The 12,593-nt window shown below is 65.8% G+C and carries 15 protein-coding genes; 7 read left to right on the top strand and 8 right to left on the bottom strand.

Annotated features, from left to right (window positions below; all coding sequences use genetic code 11):
- Positions 1 to 4: 4 nt before the first annotated feature.
- On the bottom strand, positions 5 to 1,024 hold the full coding sequence (gene galE / locus ACRB8A_RS13110) for a UDP-glucose 4-epimerase GalE (protein ID WP_432244834.1): 1,020 nt from the start codon (positions 1,022 to 1,024) through the stop codon (positions 5 to 7).
- 107 nt (positions 1,025 to 1,131) lie between these two features.
- Between galE and ACRB8A_RS13105 the strand changes: the two genes are divergently transcribed.
- Together ACRB8A_RS13105 and ACRB8A_RS13100 are read left to right on the top strand one after the other, a co-directional pair.
- Positions 1,132 to 1,740 carry a TetR/AcrR family transcriptional regulator gene (locus ACRB8A_RS13105; protein ID WP_050685878.1) on the top strand — a complete coding sequence of 203 codons (609 nt, stop codon included), beginning with the start codon at positions 1,132 to 1,134 and terminating at the stop codon, positions 1,738 to 1,740.
- A 99-nt stretch (positions 1,741 to 1,839) separates the two neighbouring features.
- Positions 1,840 to 2,451 (top strand): hypothetical protein, encoded by a 612-nt coding sequence (locus tag ACRB8A_RS13100; RefSeq protein ID WP_050685880.1) that lies wholly within the window; start codon positions 1,840 to 1,842, stop codon positions 2,449 to 2,451.
- Positions 2,452 to 2,470: 19 nt separating this feature from the next.
- Here ACRB8A_RS13100 and ACRB8A_RS13095 read toward each other — a convergent pair whose 3' ends face one another.
- Together ACRB8A_RS13095 and dapD are read right to left on the bottom strand one after the other, a co-directional pair.
- A complete protein-coding gene (locus ACRB8A_RS13095) occupies positions 2,471 to 3,319 on the bottom strand; it encodes a hypothetical protein (RefSeq protein ID WP_050685882.1) in 849 nt (282 codons plus the stop codon).
- A gap of 7 nt (positions 3,320 to 3,326) precedes the next feature.
- On the bottom strand, positions 3,327 to 4,355 hold the full coding sequence (dapD, locus tag ACRB8A_RS13090) for a 2,3,4,5-tetrahydropyridine-2,6-dicarboxylate N-succinyltransferase (RefSeq protein ID WP_050685884.1): 1,029 nt from the start codon (positions 4,353 to 4,355) through the stop codon (positions 3,327 to 3,329).
- Between the two features lie 95 nt (positions 4,356 to 4,450).
- Here dapD and dapE point away from each other — a divergent pair, with 95 nt between their 5' ends.
- Complete coding sequence (dapE, locus tag ACRB8A_RS13085) at positions 4,451 to 5,581, top strand: succinyl-diaminopimelate desuccinylase (protein ID WP_056597467.1); 1,131 nt, start codon at positions 4,451 to 4,453, stop codon at positions 5,579 to 5,581.
- A 56-nt stretch (positions 5,582 to 5,637) separates the two neighbouring features.
- Here the strand turns inward: dapE and ACRB8A_RS13080 are convergent, their stop codons facing one another.
- The 4 genes from ACRB8A_RS13080 to ACRB8A_RS13065 form a co-directional block, all read right to left on the bottom strand.
- On the bottom strand, positions 5,638 to 6,477 hold the full coding sequence (locus ACRB8A_RS13080; protein ID WP_050685885.1) for an amino acid ABC transporter permease: 840 nt from the start codon (positions 6,475 to 6,477) through the stop codon (positions 5,638 to 5,640).
- Positions 6,474 to 7,124: an amino acid ABC transporter permease gene (locus tag ACRB8A_RS13075; protein ID WP_050685887.1), complete on the bottom strand. Its 651-nt coding sequence runs from the start codon at positions 7,122 to 7,124 to the stop codon at positions 6,474 to 6,476. Before ACRB8A_RS13075 ends, ACRB8A_RS13080 begins: the two co-directional genes overlap by 4 nt.
- Before the next feature lie 85 nt (positions 7,125 to 7,209).
- The gene (locus ACRB8A_RS13070; protein WP_050685889.1) at positions 7,210 to 8,097 is read right to left on the bottom strand and encodes a glutamate ABC transporter substrate-binding protein; all 888 of its coding nucleotides are present in this window, start codon (positions 8,095 to 8,097) and stop codon (positions 7,210 to 7,212) included.
- Between the two features lie 67 nt (positions 8,098 to 8,164).
- Positions 8,165 to 8,920 carry an amino acid ABC transporter ATP-binding protein gene (locus tag ACRB8A_RS13065; RefSeq protein ID WP_056597084.1) on the bottom strand — a complete coding sequence of 252 codons (756 nt, stop codon included), beginning with the start codon at positions 8,918 to 8,920 and terminating at the stop codon, positions 8,165 to 8,167.
- A 104-nt stretch (positions 8,921 to 9,024) separates the two neighbouring features.
- Here ACRB8A_RS13065 and ACRB8A_RS13060 point away from each other — a divergent pair, with 104 nt between their 5' ends.
- The 4 genes from ACRB8A_RS13060 to ACRB8A_RS13045 all read left to right on the top strand — a co-directional run bounded on the left by ACRB8A_RS13060 (position 9,025) and on the right by ACRB8A_RS13045 (position 11,886).
- A complete protein-coding gene (locus tag ACRB8A_RS13060) occupies positions 9,025 to 9,807 on the top strand; it encodes a TIGR00730 family Rossman fold protein (RefSeq protein ID WP_050685891.1) in 783 nt (260 codons plus the stop codon).
- Positions 9,808 to 9,837: 30 nt separating this feature from the next.
- Positions 9,838 to 10,230 carry a DivIVA domain-containing protein gene (locus tag ACRB8A_RS13055; protein ID WP_056597086.1) on the top strand — a complete coding sequence of 131 codons (393 nt, stop codon included), beginning with the start codon at positions 9,838 to 9,840 and terminating at the stop codon, positions 10,228 to 10,230.
- Positions 10,227 to 11,486, top strand: a complete 1,260-nt coding sequence (locus tag ACRB8A_RS13050; protein WP_432244833.1) for a hypothetical protein — start codon at positions 10,227 to 10,229, stop codon at positions 11,484 to 11,486. Before ACRB8A_RS13055 ends, ACRB8A_RS13050 begins: the two co-directional genes overlap by 4 nt.
- 232 nt (positions 11,487 to 11,718) lie before the next feature.
- Complete coding sequence (locus ACRB8A_RS13045; protein ID WP_009357720.1) at positions 11,719 to 11,886, top strand: DUF3117 domain-containing protein; 168 nt, start codon at positions 11,719 to 11,721, stop codon at positions 11,884 to 11,886.
- 48 nt (positions 11,887 to 11,934) lie between these two features.
- Here the strand turns inward: ACRB8A_RS13045 and ACRB8A_RS13040 are convergent, their stop codons facing one another.
- Positions 11,935 to 12,567, bottom strand: coding sequence for an O-methyltransferase (locus ACRB8A_RS13040; RefSeq protein WP_285240701.1), 633 nt, complete (start codon positions 12,565 to 12,567; stop codon positions 11,935 to 11,937).
- Between the last annotated feature and the right edge of the window lie 26 nt (positions 12,568 to 12,593).

The following is a 12,593-nucleotide window of genomic DNA, read 5'->3' as shown; positions in this document are numbered from 1 at the left end:
TTAATCAGCTTTGCGGGGCATAGCCCTGCGGATTGTTCTTCTGCCAGCGCCAGTGGTCCTCGCACATCTGGTCCACTGTCTTGGTGGTGGCCCAGCTCAGGTCGGCGAGGGCTGAGGAGGCATCCGCCCAGAATGCCGGCAGGTCCCCGGCGCGGCGGCCCGTGACCTCGTAGGGGATCGGCCGGCCCACGGCCTTCTCGAAGGAGCGCAGGACCTCCAGGACGGAGGACCCCTTGCCGGAACCGAGGTTCCACCGGAACACGCCCGTGCGGTCCGCCACGTGGTCCAGGGCAGCGACGTGTCCGCCGGCAAGGTCAACCACGTGGATGTAGTCGCGCTGGCACGTGCCATCCGGGGTGTCGTAGTCCCCGCCGAAGACCATAAGCTTTTCCCGCCGGCCCACGGCCACCTGGGCGATGAACGGTACCAGGTTGTTGGGGATGCCCTGCGGGTCCTCGCCGATGCGGCCTGACGGGTGGGCGCCCACCGGGTTGAAGTAGCGCAGCAGGGCAATGTGCCAGCGGCTGTCGGCAGCGCCGAGGTCGGAGAGGATGTCCTCGATCTGTTCCTTGGTGCGGCCGTACGGGTTGTTGGCCCCGATCTCCATCTTTTCGACATAGGGCGTGGGGTTGTGCTCGCCGTACACGGTGGCTGAGGAGCTGAACACGATGGTGCGCACGTTATGGCGGTCCATGACCCGCAGGAGGTTCAGAGTGCCCACCAGGTTGTTGTAGTAGTACTGCAGCGGCTCCCGGACCGACTCACCCACGGCCTTCAGCCCGGCGAAGTGGATGACGGCGTCAATGCCGCTGCCGGCGAAGACCTGCTCTACGGCGGCCTCGTCCACCAGGTCAACATGGTGGAACGCGGCCTTCTTGCCGCTCAGCTCAGCGACCCGGCGCAGCGACTCCTCGCTGGAGTTCACCAGGTTGTCGATGACAACCACCTCGTGGCCCGCCTCCTGCAGCGAAAGGACAGTGTGCGAGCCGATGTAACCGGTGCCCCCGGTAACCAGAATTTTCATGACTCAACGCTATCCCACCCTGGCCGCCGTCCACCGCCGCGTTCCGGATGCCGGTCACGCCCGGCGGGTCCCCGGATTATTGGGCACATGTGTGCTAAATAAAGGGGGTGCCAAAAATTGTAGATGCCGATGCCCGCCGCCTTGACGTTGTGGAGGCGGTCCTTCGGATCATCGCCGTGGACGGCCTGGAACGGGCATCCCTCCGGGAAGTAGCGGATGAGGCGGGCCTGGCGGTCGGATCGGTCCGGCACTACTTTGCCGGCAGTGAGGAACTGCTCGAGTATTCCTTCGGTACCGTGGTGGACCGGGTGGTGGGCCGCCTGGCAGCTGCGCTGCCGGACCTGCTCCGGGAACCCGCCGGAACCCCCGGCCAGCGCTCGGCGGTCTTAACCCTGCTGGGCGGACTCCTGGCCCTGGACGAGGAACGCGCCGTGGATCTCTGCGCGTGGATTGCCTTCCGTAACGCTGCCAGGATCCGGCCCTTCCTCGCTCCGATGGCAGGGCGCAGCCACCGGGAAGTGGCAGCAGTGGTGGGGCAGGTGGTGGCCACGCTGCTGCCGGCGGACTGCCCCGACGAACTCCTCGTAGTGGAGGCGGAGCGGCTGCTGGCAACCCTGGACGGGCTGTGCCTGCACGCACTGCTGCAACCCGAGTGGATGACCGCGGCAATGTGCGCCGACGTGCTGGAACGCCACCTCGACGGGCTGCAGGCGTGAACGGCACTTCCGCCGGAAGCACGCGGGAATAGACTGTAGCCAGGGGACGCCGGGCTGGCGCACCAGGCCCGGCACGGGCACGCCAGGGAAGGACTTTGAATGCATCACGCAAGCGGGTCAGGGTGGCAGATCAGCACGGATACGTCCGGGCCGATGATCATCGCGCTGTATGTCCGGGACACCGCCGGGCTCGATGGCGCAGGCTCCCCGGCGCTGTCCCATGCGGCACCGAAGATCCGGCGGGCTGACCACACACACCTCACCGCCGAGGTAGGCGGCATCAGCGCCCTCAAGACCGAATGGGAAGCCTGGTGGGAGCAGCTCCTGAAGGCCCACCCGCACCCCTCGCCGGAGTTGTCGCCGCCCGAATTCGAAGCGTTCGGCAATTCCCCTGCCCTGCAGCGCGTGCTCCAGGCGCACTTCGGTGCGGCCCTGACCTGGGCCCGGGAGCGCCGGAGCGAATATGCCGAGCTTGAGGCCGAGCGTGCCGCCAGCGGATCGGACCAACTGATCGCCGACCTGGTGGACGACAGGCTGATGGAGGTGGGTCGCGACGCCCGGGACTTTTCGCTGACCATCATCGAGCTTCCTCTCAATGAGCAGCGGGCCTGGTACCTGGAGCCGGACAAAATCATCATGAGCCACGGGCTGATGGGCCAGCCGGAACTGTTCCGGAGCTACGTGCAGCCTGTCGTGGAGATGTTGGTCTGACCCAGCGTGATAAGCCGGCTCAGTCCGCCGGGGCCACCGTGATGCGGACTTCGCCGTCGGTTCCGGGGGAGTCCGCCCACCCGGCCTGGTTCTCCCGCGTCCAGCTTCGGCCGGCCACGTCCACCCGGACCACGGCCATACCCTTGGCATTGGCCACCGCCCACTGCGCCACTGACCATGCCTGGCTTCCGCCGGCGGGTACCGTCACGGTCAGGCCGTCGACGGCGGCGCCCAGCGGCCCGTAGGCACGCTCCAGTTCGGCGGCCAGTTCCGCAGGATCCCCGGCCTCATCAACGGAGCGAAGGGTGCACTGCACGGCTTCGGGTGTCTGGCCGGTCAGCCCTGACGCGAAGGACCGGCCCATGTCCTCGTGCTGGGCGTAGGCGGTGGGAAAGGCCGAGCGCTGGACCCGCTGGGCGGCGTCGGTGATTTCCAGGGTCTCGTAGCCGGGGATCTTCACCAGCGCGTCGTAAAACGCGTTGGCCGCGTAGTACGGGTCCATGACCTGCGCCTCGGTGCCCCAGCCCTGGGAGGGCCGCTGCTGGAACAACCCCCGGGAGTCGGGGCCGGCCTGGTCGCCGTGGTCGATGTTGCGCAGTTTTGATTCCTGCATGGCCGTGGCAAGGGCGATGCTGGCGGCACGGGCCGGCAGCCCGCGGCGGACGGCGACGGCGGTGATCAGGGACGCGTGCAGCGCCTGGTCCGGCGCGAGTTCGGCAGTCCTCCCACCGGCCTCGGCCGTACAGCGTTCCGAAACGAGGGTTTCGGAACGCTGTACAAAGAAGACGGCGGCGTAGATTCCGCCGGCCACAAGCGCCACAGCCAGCAGGAGTACTGCGAGGCGGCGCAGGCCGCGTCTTCGTGCCACCGGGGAATCAGTTGGCGTGCAGGGCGGTGTTCAGTTCCACTGTCTGTCCCTTGCGGGCCAGGACCTCCACGGCGCCGCTGGTGGAGTTCCGGCGGAACAGCAGGTTCGGCACGCCGGAGAGCTCGGCGGCCTTAACCACCTTGGTGGTGTCTTCGCCGTCGGCGTCCTTGGGTCCCACCACGCGGACGCGGGTACCGGCGGTGACGTAGAGGCCTGCTTCAACCACGGAGTCGTCGCCGATGCTGATGCCCACGCCGGAGTTGGCCCCAAGCAACACCCGCTCGCCGATGGTGATCCGTTCCTTGCCGCCGCCGGACAGCATGCCCATGATGGACGCGCCACCGCCCACGTCGCTGCCGTTGCCGGTGACCACACCGGCCGAGATCCGGCCTTCCACCATCGAGGTGCCCAGGGTGCCGGCGTTGAAGTTGACGAAGCCTTCGTGCATCACCGTGGTGCCTTCGGCCAGGTGCGCGCCCAGGCGGACCCGGTCGGCGTCGGCAATCCGCACACCGGTGGGGACCACATAGTCAACCATGCGTGGGAACTTGTCCACCCCGTAAACGGTGACAGCGCCGCGCTTGCGGAGCCGGGCGCGGGTGAGTTCAAAGCCGTCCACGGCGGCGGGGCCGAAGTTGGTCCACACCACGTTGGGCAGTTTGCCGAAGATGCCGTCCAGGTTGATGCTGTTGGGCTGCACCAGGCGGTGTGAAAGGAGGTGGAGCCGGAGGTAGGCATCGACGGTGTCGGCCGGCGCTGCGTCCAGGTCGATCTGGACGAACACCACCTTCTGCTCGGTGCCGCGGTCGGCGTCGTCGCCGCTTTCGGCGATCAGGGTCAGGGCTTCGTCGGCATTCTCGACGGCGCGGAGGTTCTCCGCAGCGACGCCCAGGGCGGGGGCGGGGAACCAGGCGTCCAGTACGGTGGCGGATCCGTTGGCCGTGGCGATGGTGGCCACGCCGAAGCCGTATGCGGAACGCTCTCCGGCGGCGGTGGTCGAGGTTTCGGGCACAGCGGAAGCGGCAGTCTCAGTCATGCCTTCCAGTCTAACGAGGGCAGGCACCGGCTTCGAACTAGACTGGCTTCGTGACTGCCCTAACCTCCCCCGAGCCCCCTCCCGCCGCCGCAAGCCTGGAAACGGATGCCGTCCAGGCGCCCGCACGGCTTGATCTCAGGCAGGATGTGGCGCAGCTGACCGCCGCCATCATGGACATCGACAGTGTCTCCGGCAACGAAAAGGAGCTCGCCGACGCCGTGGAGCAGGCGTTGCTGGCCATTCCGCAGCTCAGCGTTGTCCGCGACGGGGACGCCCTGATCGCCCGGACGGAGCTGGGCCGATCCGAACGGGTCATCCTGGCCGGCCACCTGGACACTGTGCCCCTGCCGCTGGTGGCTGGTTCCAAAGGCACCGTGCCCTCCACCTGGGAATCCGGCGTGCCCGGCGAAGGGGTGCTGTACGGCCGGGGTGCCACGGACATGAAGGGCGGGGTTGCGGTCCAGCTGGCACTCGCCGCAGGCATGTTCGACGGCGGTGCGGAGCCTGCGCGCGACGTCACCTTTGTGTTTTACGACCATGAGGAAGTGGAAGCGGTCAAAAGCGGCCTGGGCCGGCTGGTCCGGAACCACGGCGACCTTCTGGATGGCGATTTCGCCATCCTTCTCGAGCCCACCAACGGCACAGTCGAGGGTGGGTGCAACGGCACCAGCCGGTTCGAGGCCACCACAGTGGGAGAGTCCGCCCACTCGGCGCGGGCCTGGATGGGCAGCAATGCCATCCACGCCGCGGCTCCCATTTTGGCGCGGCTCGCGGACTATGCGCCCCGGACGGTCAACGTGGACGGCCTGGACTACCGCGAGAGCTTGAACGCCGTGAAGATCCACGGCGGAACCGCCGGCAACGTGATCCCGGACAAATGCGTGGTGGAAATCAACTACCGCTTTGCCCCGGACAAGGACCCGGACCAGGCGGAGGCCCACGTGCGTGAGCTGCTTGCCGGTTTCGATGTGGTGCGGACCGACGCGGCGGCGGGAGCGAGGCCCGGACTGAACCACCCGGCCGCCGCCTCCTTTGTGGCCGCTGTGGGAGCCGAACCCAAGCCCAAATACGGGTGGACCGACGTCGCCCGTTTCAGCGAACTGGGGATCCCGGCAGTGAACTTCGGCCCCGGAGACCCGCTGCTGGCCCACAAGGACAATGAGCACGTGGACGCGGAGGCCATCCGCACCTGCCTCAAGGCGCTGCAGGACTGGCTGGCGGGCTAGGCGCACTGCAAAGAAATGGCCCGGATCGTTCGATCCGGGCCATTTCTCTTCGCTGGTTAGGGAGCAGCTGCCTCGACAGCCACCGGGTCAGCCTTGGCTGTGCCGCCGGCGGCTTTCTTGGAACCGCGCCGTTCGATCCACACGGCGAGCCGCGAGATGGCGATGTTGATGGCGATGTACATTGCCGCGGCCACGAAGAACACGGGGAACAGGAAGGCCGGTCCCAGGACGTCCGCCATGAGCTGGACTGCCCGCAGCAATTCGCCGTAGGCCACGATGTAGCCAAGCGAGGTGTCCTTCAGGAGGACCACCAGCTGCGCCACCAGGGACGGCATCATCCGGCGGACAGCCTGCGGAAGTTCGATCAGCATGCGTGATTTGAAGCTGGTCAGGCCGATGGCCAGGCCCGCTTCGCGTTGGCCCTTGGGGAGGGACTGGATGCCTGCCCGGATGATTTCCGCGAAGACTGCGGCGTTGTAGACCACCAAGCCGGCAACGACCGCAATAAATTGCGATGTGCCGAAGCCCAGGAGGATAAACAGCATCATCAGGACCACGGGCATGCCGCGAAGGAACTCAAGGACAACGCGGGTGGGAATCCGGATGGCCTTGAGGTCGGAGATCCGGAGCAGGCACAGCAGCAGGCCTAACGGGAAGGCAATGACGGCGGCCAGCCCCGCGGCCGACAGTGTTGCACCCAACCCGTTGCCCAGCAGGCGCCACACGTCCGCCCGGGTGAAGATCTGCCAGCGCCGGCCCTCAAAGATGCCCTGCTGGCCCAAAGTGAAGATGATCCAGGCCAGCAGCCCGAGGATTGCCAGGCCGCCCACCACGGAGCCGATCAGGGATATCCGGCGGGCCTTGGGGCCGGGAACGTCGTAAAGTACCGAGCTCATCGGGCAATCGCCACCTTTCGCTCCACCGTGCTGGCAAGGATGCCCAGCGGGACGGTGAGAAGGAGATAGAAGAACGCTGTGCCCAGCAGGACCGTGATGACCTGGTCACCGTTGGCGTTGGCCAGCTGCCGGCCGTAACCGAACAGTTCCAGGACGAAGAATGCGCCGGCCACGGAGGAGTTCTTCACCAGGGCGATCAGGATGTTGATCAACGGCGGGATCACCGTCCGCAGTGCCTGCGGGAGGATGATGAGGTTCAGGACCTGGCCGAAGTTCATGCCGATACTGCGGGCCGCTTCGGCCTGGCCTACCGGCACGCTGTTGACACCGGAGCGGACAGCTTCAGCGATGAACGCCGCGGTGTAGGAGCTGAGGGCAATGATGGCCGCCACCTCAAACTGGGCGAACTGGACGCCCAGGCGGGGAAGCACGATTGCGGCAAAGAAGAAGGCAATGGTCAGCGGAGTGTTGCGGAGGATCTCCACGTAGACAGTGCTGAAGCCACGGAGGGCAGCCACGGGCGAGACCCTGGCAGCTGCCAAGAGGGTTCCCAGTACCAGCGCGATCACCCCGGAGACGGCTGACAGGAAAAGGGTGCGGAGAAAGCCCTCCCAGTACAGGGGCAGACTTTCAATGATGACGTCCATATGATCCTTCGGCTCAAGAAGCGGAGGGTGGGGGAGCAATGCAGTGCCGGGCCGCCGAAGCGCGCCCCGGCACTGCCGTTGAGCCTTAGTAGCGGTTGATCTCAGGCAGTTCGGGCGCGGTCTTGATGACCGAACCGGCGGTGGCCTCCCAAGCCTTCTTGTAGGATCCGTCCTTGCCGAATTCCTCGAGCTGGTCGTTGATCCAGCCACGGAACTCAGTGTCATCCTTCTTCAGGCCGATGCCGTAGGGCTCCTTGGTGAAGGTCTCGTCAGAGGCCAGCTTGAAAGCGTCCGGCTCCTTGTCCACAAAACCGGCCAGGATCACGTTGTCCGTGGTGATCGCTTCAACCTGCTTGTTGCGCAGCGGCTCGAGGCACGCGGAGTACGTGGCTGCCGGAACGAGTTCAGCGCCGTACTTGTCCACGATCGTGGCGGCGGGGGTGGAACCGGTGACGGAGCAGACTTTTTTGCCCTTGACGTCTTCGGGGGTCTTGATGGAGTCGTTGTCCTTGTTGACCATCAGGGCCTGGCCGGCTTCGTAGTACGGTCCGGCGAAGCTGACAACCTGCTTGCGCTTGTCGTTGATCGTGTACGTGGCGATCACCAGGTCAACCTTGCCCTGCTCGATGAAGGGCTCGCGGTTGGCGGAGACGGTCTCGGACCATTCGATTTTGTCAGCAGCGATGCCCAGCTTGGCGGCAATCAGCTTGCCCATTTCCACGTCGAAGCCAACCGGCTTGCCGTCGAGGCCCACCTGGCCGAAGAGCGGCTGGTCGAACTTGGTACCGATCTTGATGCTGCCGGCCGAGGCGAGCTTCTCCATGGTGGTGCCGGCGGCGAACGTGGGCTTTTCGGCCACGGTGGGGTCACTGCCGGCGGTGCTGCCGCCGTCGCCGCAAGCGGACAGGGAGAGTGCAAGGGCAGCGGTAGCTGCCACGAGGAGTGACTTCCGCCGGGTCATAAATGCCTTCATGACATTCCTTTCATTGAAGGCCGTGGGTTACGGCCTGGATGCGAACTTGAGAGTTGAGGTTCGTAAATCAGTGCGTGAGGAGCTTGGACAGGAAGTCCTTGGCCCGGTCACTCTTGGGGTTGGTGAAGAACTCTTCCGGAGTGGCGTCCTCGACGATCTGGCCGTCCGCCATAAAGACCACACGGTCGGCGGCCTTGCGGGCGAAGCCCATCTCGTGCGTGACCACGATCATGGTCATGCCTTCCTTGGCGAGCTGGACCATCACGTCCAGGACCTCGTTGATCATTTCCGGGTCCAGGGCTGACGTGGGCTCGTCGAACAGCATGACCTTCGGCTTCATTGCCAAAGCCCGTGCAATTGCGACGCGCTGCTGCTGGCCGCCGGAGAGCTGGGCGGGAAGCTTGGGCGCCTGATGGCCCACGCCCACCCGCTCCAGCAGCGCCATGGCGTCCTTGTCCGCGGTGGTCTTGGCCACGCCCTTGACCTTGATGGGTCCCAGGGTGACGTTTTCCAGGATGGTTTTGTGTGCAAACAGGTTGAACGACTGGAAGACCATTCCGACGTCGGCCCGGAGCTGCGCGAGTTCCTTGCCTTCTGAGGGGAGGACTTTCCCGTCGATGGAAATGGTGCCGTCCTCGATGGTTTCCAGGCGGTTGATGGCGCGGCAAAGAGTGGACTTACCGGAACCGGAGGGCCCGATGACCACAACAACCTCGCCCTTGCGGACGTTGAGGTTGATGTCCTTGAGAACGTGCAGCTGGCCGTAATGCTTATTGACGGCCGTCAGGGAGACGAGCGAATCGCCGGGCACTTGAGTAGTCATAAAAAAGAATCTAGCGAACAACCGGGCCTTATGATGCGAATCACGCCAAGTTCGCGCCGATCGTGATTCAAGAGATACCTCCCGCCTGAGGTTAGCCTTGGGATATGAGCATCAACGCAGATCCGGCCAAGAATTCCCAGCCGCGCCGTAAAGGCCCCCTTGAACTTCGCCGTGAACAGGCACACGTGGATATGTCCGACCAGCACCTGCTGGATACCACCGGCGCCGGCCAGTTTGTGCATACCGATCCGTGGCGCGTGCTGCGGATCCAAAGTGAGTTTGTTGAAGGCTTCGGCGCCCTGGCGGGCATTGGCAAAGCCGTCAGCGTTTTCGGCTCGGCCCGGACCAAGCCCGGCACCCCGTATTACGAGATGGGAGTGGAAGTGGGCCGGAAACTGGCCGAAGCCGGCGTGGCCGTCATCACCGGCGGTGGGCCCGGCTCCATGGAAGCCGCCAACCGGGGTGCCGTGGAGGGCAAAGGCCTCTCCGTGGGCCTCGGCATCGAACTGCCGTTTGAGCAGGGCCTGAACCAGTGGGTCGACCTGGGGATCAACTTCCGCTACTTCTTTGCCCGCAAAACCATGTTTGTGAAATACGCGCAGGGCTTTATTGTGCTTCCCGGCGGGCTGGGCACCCTTGATGAACTTTTTGAGGCAATGGTGCTGGTCCAAACCCGAAAGGTGACCTCGTTCCCCATCGTGCTGCTCGGCGTTGACTTCTGGTCCCCTATGGTCGACTGGATCCGGGGCACCCTGGTGGCCGAAGGCATGGTGTCCGAAAAGGACCTGGACCTGATCCAGGTGGTGGATGATCCTGCTGAAGCCGTGGACCATGTGCTTCACATGGCCGTCTCTCCGGCCACAAACGGCGAGCAGCGCCCGGAGTAGCGCAGCCCTCTGGTCTGGCACGATGGAACGGTGAGCTTTTTCCTGGTTTTTGTTGCGATCGCGCTTGTTGGTGCTGTCCTGTGGGTCAGCGTGGGCCGGCGTGCCCGGAAGGTGGCGGCACGGCCGGTTCCTGACCTGCTTGAGGGCGGCTTCGAACAGCCTGCCGCGAACCTTCCGCCGGTGCTGCTCCCGGCCCGGGCACGTCCGGAGGACGTGGACCGGGTGCGGTTTTCGCTGGGGCTCCGCGGCTACCGGATGGATCAGGTGGACCAGGTCCTGGACGAGCTGCGGGACCAATTGGCTGCCAGGGAACGTGAGGTGACCGCGCTCCGGACCCGGGTGCTCGCCTTGGAGTCGGCGGCCGACGGCGGGTCCCCGGCTCCGGAATCCGCCGCACCAGCCGCGGAATCCGGCAGCCAGTGAGCACCGCAGTGCGCCGCCCCGGCTTCACCGCCTCGGCGCAGTCCATCGCCGCCAGGACCGGATCGGCGGTGCGCAACTGGCCCTGGTGGGTCCAGGCCTCGGCCATCTACCTCGCCGCCCGCCTGGTCAGTGCAGGCATCTTTATGGCCGCAGCCCTGCATCAGGGCGTCAACCCGTGGTTCCCGCCCAAACCCAACTACTGGAACTTCATCAACATCTGGGACGCCCGCTGGTACGGCCAGGTGATCGCCAACGGCTACCCGGCGGTGCTGCCCACCGACGCTGCAGGCAATGTCCAGGAAAACACGTGGGCGTTTTATCCGCTTTTCCCGGCGCTGTCCGGTGGCCTCAGCACGCTCACGGGACTGAGCCCCGCGGCCGCCCTCACCGTTGTGGCCATGCTGTCCGGGTGGGGGGCGGCCCTGGCCGTGTACCTGCTGTTCCGGCAGAAGGCGGCGCACGCGCCGGCGTTGTGGGGCGTGGCCTTCTTCGCCGCTTTCCCGGTGTCGGCGGTCCTGCAGGTCCCCTACGCCGAACCACTGAACCTGTTGCTCCTCGCCGTCGCCCTGCTGCTGGTGATCCGGCGCCGCTACTTCCTGGCCATGCCGGTGGTGGTGCTGCTGTGCCTGTCCCGGCCCGTGGGTGTCCCGTTCGCTGCCATGGTGGGACTGCTCTTGGTGTACCGGTTCATGGAACACTTGCGCAGCCAGCGGGACGGAACCGCAACCCCGGCTGCGCACTCCCGGGGTGACCTCGCCGCCCTTACCGGACTGACCGCCGTCGCCGGCCTTTCCGCGCTGGCATGGCCTGCAGCCGCGTGGGTGGCCACCGGCGACATCCAGGCGTATACCCGTACCGAAACGGTGTGGCGCGGCCACGACCTGGTGCCTTTCAAGCCTTGGTTCGACACCGGCGTCGACCTTTTCGGTCCTGTCCTGGGCCTGCTGGCTCCATTTGTTTTTGTGGCCCTTTTCGGTGCGATGCTGTTCCTGCCGCCCGTGGTGCGGCTCGGCGTCGAAATCCGGCTCTGGTGTGCCTGCTACATGGGCTACCTGGTGATGTTCCTGCACCCGCAGACCAGCACGTTCCGGATGCTGCTGCCCCTGTTCCCGCTGGCGCTCGGCGCGGTGCTGCTGTCCCGCTCCCGGGCGTACCGCGGGACCGTGGTGGTGATGTTCCTGCTGCTGCAGATGGTGTGGATCGTGTGGCTGTGGGCCTGGGCCCAACTGCCCGGCGGCGGGGATTATCCGCCGTAGCCGCCAAGCGCCACCCGGTGTGCCTGCTGCGAATACCCGGTGGACGAAAATGTCCATCGATTAGCTACAGCCGGGTAATTCCGCGATAATAGTAAGTAAGCAAGGACAAAAGCATTCAGAATACGCGCAGCCTTGGCGGGGGACTGACTCCCCGGCATCGCAGCATGCTCGACATGCGGACACAGCCCGACCGGGTTGATCAGTCCTGGGACAAAATGGAGGGGAATTCCTCATGGCGGCTATGAAACCACGCACCGGCGACGGCCCAATGGAAGTCACCAAGGAGGGCCGCAGCCTTATCATGCGCGTCCCGCTCGAAGGCGGCGGGCGACTCGTGGTGGAACTGAACGCTGCAGAAGCGGCCAACCTGAAGGAATGCCTGGTGGGCGTTACCGAATAGCAGTTCCAGCGGACAGGGTCCGCAGCCCTGTGGGCTGCGGGCCCTGTCCTATTTCTTGACTGCCACCAGGAGGCCGTCGCCGGTGGGCAGCATTGCCGAGGCCAGCCTGTCGTCGTCGCGGATGGAGCGGCCCACCTGGCGGAGCACCACCGTGTTGGCGTCCCTGCCGGCCGGGTTGGACACCCGGTCCTTGTCCAGGGCGTCGTTGATGATCAGCAGGCCGGAGCGCTTCAGGAGGCGGATGCCCTGCTCAACGTAGCCGGGGAGTCCCGGCTTGTCGGCGTCGATGAAGACGAGGTCGTACGCGCCGTCCGTGAGGCGCGGCAGGACGTCGCCGGCGCGGCCGGAGATGGTCCTGGTCCTGTTGGCCGGGCTGCCGGCCTCGGCGAACGCCTCCCGTGCCGCCCTGAGGTGCTCAACGTCGACGTCGATGGTGGTCAGGACTGCCTGCTTGCCGAGGCCCCGGAGCAGGCAGACGCCGGAGACGCCAGCGCCGGTTCCGATCTCGACGGCGGTCTGGGCCTTGGAAACGGCGGCCAGCACGGTCAGGACAGCACCGACGCCCGGTCCGATAGGCGCTACACCCAGTTCAAAAGAGCGTTCCCGGGCGCGCAGCATGACCTCATCCTCAGCGGGCAGATCTTCTGCATAGGACCAGCTGCTGGATTTGTCGGCGCTCATGGATTTCGCTTTCTGGGCGGGGCGGG

Origin of the sequence: Arthrobacter sp. G.S.26, from assembly GCF_050847375.1 — a bacterium.
In the GTDB taxonomy this organism is placed as follows: Bacteria; Actinomycetota; Actinomycetes; order Actinomycetales; family Micrococcaceae; genus Arthrobacter.
The sequence above is the reverse complement of the archived record's forward strand: the minus strand, read 5'-3'. Positions and strand labels throughout refer to the sequence as shown.